The organism is Streptomyces sp. NPDC096176, assembly GCF_044763255.1.
Classification (GTDB): Bacteria; Actinomycetota; Actinomycetes; order Streptomycetales; family Streptomycetaceae; genus Streptomyces.
This window is the reverse complement of the sequence record NZ_JBIWFV010000033.1, coordinates 1-3,629: the sequence shown is the minus strand read 5'-3', so window position 1 is coordinate 3,629 and position 3,629 is coordinate 1. Positions and strand designations below refer to the sequence as shown.

The window sequence follows — 3,629 nt, the reverse complement described above, 5'->3', positions numbered from 1 at the left end:
TGCGGCACGACGCCGGAGCACATGCGTCAGGTCGTCGAGCGGGTGCGCGGCACGGTGCCGTCCGATCGCGAGCCGCGTCCGGAGCCGGGTGCCGCGTCGCTGTACCAGGCGGTGCCGTTCCGTCAGGACACCGCGTACATGGCGATCGGTGAGCGGACGAACGCGAACGGGTCGAAGAAGTTCCGCGAGGCCATGCTCGAGGGCCGCTGGGACGACTGTGTGGAGATGGCCCGCGACCAGATCCGCGAGGGCGCCCACATGCTCGACCTGTGCGTCGACTACGTCGGCCGCGACGGCGTCGCCGACATGGCCGAGCTCGCCGGGCGCTTCGCCACCGCCTCCACGCTGCCGATCGTGCTGGACTCCACCGAGGTCGAGGTCATCCGGGCGGGCCTGGAGAAGCTGGGCGGCCGAGCGGTCATCAACTCGGTCAACTACGAGGACGGCGACGGACCGGAGTCGCGGTTCGCGAAGGTCACCGCGCTCGCCAAGGAGCACGGCGCCGCGCTGATCGCCCTCACCATCGACGAGGAGGGCCAGGCCCGCACCGTCGAGCACAAGGTCGCCATCGCCGAGCGCCTCATCGACGACCTGACCGGCAACTGGGGCATCCACGAGTCGGACATCCTCATCGACACCCTGACCTTCACCATCTGCACCGGCCAGGAGGAGTCCCGCAAGGACGGCCTCAACACCATCGAGGCCATCCGCGAACTCAAGCGCCGCCACCCGGATGTCCAGACCACACTGGGCCTGTCGAACATCTCCTTCGGCCTCAACCCCGCCGCCCGCGTCCTGCTCAACTCCGTCTTCCTCGACGAGTGCGTCAAGGCGGGCCTCGACTCGGCGATCGTGCACGCCTCCAAGATCCTGCCCATCGCGCGGTTCGACGACGAGCAGGTCAACACGGCACTGGACCTGATCTACGACCGCCGCGCCGAGGGCTACGACCCGCTGCAGAAGCTCATGGAGCTCTTCGAGGGCGTCTCCACCAAGTCCCTGAAGGCGGGCAAGGCCGAGGAACTGGCCGCGCTGCCGCTGGACGAGCGCCTGCAGCGCCGCATCATCGACGGCGAGAAGAACGGTCTCGAAGCGGACCTGGACGAGGCGCTGCAGGAGCGTCCCGCTCTCGACATCGTCAACGACACCCTGCTGGCGGGCATGAAGGTGGTCGGCGAGTTGTTCGGCTCGGGGCAGATGCAACTGCCGTTCGTGCTGCAGTCCGCCGAGGTGATGAAGATCGCCGTCGCGCATCTCGAGCCGCACATGGAGAAGTCGGACGCGGACGGCAAGGGCACCATCGTGCTGGCCACCGTGCGCGGCGACGTGCACGACATCGGCAAGAACCTGGTGGACATCATCCTGTCCAACAACGGCTACAACGTGGTCAACCTGGGCATCAAGCAGCCCGTCTCCGCCATCCTGGAGGCCGCTCAGGAACACCGCGCCGACGTCATCGGCATGTCGGGCCTGCTGGTCAAATCCACCGTCATCATGAAAGAGAACCTCCAGGAGCTCAACCAGCGGGGAATGGCCGCCGACTACCCCGTCATCCTCGGCGGCGCGGCCCTCACTCGCGCCTATGTCGAGCAGGACCTCCACGAGCTCTACGAGGGCGAAGTCCGCTACGCCCGCGACGCGTTCGAGGGCCTGCGCCTCATGGACGCCCTCATCGCCGTCAAACGCGGCGTCCCCGGCGCCGCACTGCCCGAACTGAAGCAGCGGCGTGTGCAGACCACCGCCACGTTCCTCGAGGAGCGCCCCCAGGAGGCACCCTCACGCTCCGACGTCGCAGACGACAACCCGGTGCCCGAGCCGCCGTTCTGGGGCACCCGCGTGGTCAAGGGCATTCCGCTCAAGGACTACGCCTCCTGGCTCGACGAGAGCGCCCTGTTCAAGGGCCAGTGGGGCCTTAAGGGCGCCCGCGGCACCGGCCCGTCCTACGAGGAACTCGTCGAGAGTGAGGGTCGCCCCCGGCTGCGCGGCCTGCTGGACCGCCTGCAGACCGACAACCTCCTCGAAGCGGCCGTCGTCCACGGCTACTTCCCCTGCGTCTCCAAGGGCGACGACCTGATCCTGCTGAACGAGGACGGCTCGGAGCGGACCCGCTTCACCTTCCCCCGCCAAAGCCGCGGCCGGCATCTGTGCCTGGCCGACTTCTTCCGCCCCGAGGAGTCCGGCGAGACGGACGTCGTCGCCCTCCAGGTCGTCACCGTCGGCTCCAGGATCGGGGAGGAGACCGCCAAGCTCTTCGAGGCAGACGCCTACCGCGACTACCTCGAACTGCACGGCCTGTCCGTACAGTTGGCGGAAGCGCTCGCCGAGTACTGGCACGCCCGGGTGCGCGCCGAACTCGGCATCGCCTCCGGCGACCCCGGCACCCTCGACGGCATGCTCCGCACCGAGTACCAGGGCTGCCGCTACTCCCTCGGCTACCCCGCCTGCCCCGACCTGGAGGACCGCGCCAAGATCGCCGCCCTGCTCCGGCCGGAACGCATCGGCGTCCAGCTGTCCGAGGAGTTCCAGCTCCACCCCGAACAGTCCACCGACGCCATCGTCATCCACCACCCCGAGGCGAGCTACTTCAACGCGGGAGGCCGCGGATGAGCACACTGCGCGACACCCTCGCGAGCGGAAAACCCTCGTTCTCCTTCGAGTTCTTCCCGCCCAGGACAGAAGCCGGCACCCGCACCCTGTGGAACGCGATCCGCCGCATCGAGGCCTTCGCTCCCACCTTCGTGTCCGTCACCTACGGCGCCGGCGGCTCCTCCAGGGACCGCACCGTCGCCGTCACCAAACGCATCGCCGCGGAAACCACCCTGCGCCCGGTCGCCCACCTCACCGCCGTCGGCCATTCCGTCGCCGAACTGCGCCACATCATCGGCCAGTACGCCGACGCCGGCGTGCACGACGTACTCGCCCTGCGCGGCGACCCGCCCGGCGACCCGAACGCCCCCTGGACCGCGCACCCGGACGGCTTCACCCACGCCCACGAACTCGTCTCCCTGGTCCGCAGGTCGGGCGACTTCAGCGTCGGCGTCGCCGCCTTCCCCGAACGCCACCCCCGCTCCGCCGACTGGGACAGCGACATCCGCCACTTCGTCGCCAAGTGCCGCGCCGGAGCCGACTACGCGATCACCCAGATGTTCTTCCACGTCGAGGACTACCTGCGACTGCGCGACCGGGTCGCGGCCGCCGGCTGCGACACCCCGATCATCCCCGAGATCATGCCGGCCACCGACGTGAAGCAGATCGCCCGCTTCGCCCAACTGTCCGGCGCCGCCTTCCCCGACCACCTCGCCCGCCGCCTGGACGCGGCCCGCGACAACCCGGCCGACGGCCACCGCATCGGCGTCGAGTACGCCACCGCCATGGCCGACCGGCTCCTCGCCGAAGGCGCCCCGGGACTGCACTACATCACGCTCAACCGCTCCACTGCGACGCTCGAGATCCACCAGAACATCCAGAACTCAAGGAGTGCACATGCCCTCGCAGCCGGCCGCTGACTTCACGGATTTCAAGGTCGCCGATCTGTCCCTCGCCGCCTTCGGCCGCAAGGAGATCACCCTCGCCGAGCACGAGATGCCCGGCCTGATGTCGATCCGCAAGGAGTACGCCGCCGCTCAGCC

General features: G+C 69.1%; 3 protein-coding genes. All 3 read left to right on the top strand.

Features of this window, described 5'->3' with window-relative positions; translation table 11 throughout:
- Positions 1 to 2,607, top strand: a 2,607-nt coding sequence (metH, locus tag ACIQ7Q_RS34905; RefSeq protein WP_403871487.1) for a methionine synthase, incomplete at its 5' end; no start/stop codon positions are given.
- On the top strand, positions 2,604 to 3,506 hold the full coding sequence (gene metF / locus ACIQ7Q_RS34900) for a methylenetetrahydrofolate reductase [NAD(P)H] (protein ID WP_403871484.1): 903 nt from the start codon (positions 2,604 to 2,606) through the stop codon (positions 3,504 to 3,506). The genes metH and metF, both read left to right, overlap by 4 nt.
- A partial coding sequence (locus tag ACIQ7Q_RS34895) for an adenosylhomocysteinase (protein ID WP_403871489.1) occupies positions 3,484 to 3,629 on the top strand: 146 nt, incomplete at its 3' end. The genes metF and ACIQ7Q_RS34895, both read left to right, overlap by 23 nt.

What these genes read in the sequence shown, in the direction of transcription:
- metF (WP_403871484.1), top strand. Translation starts at nt 2,604, where the DNA reads ATGAGCACACTGCGCGACACCCTCGCGAGCGGAAAACCCTCGTTCTCC.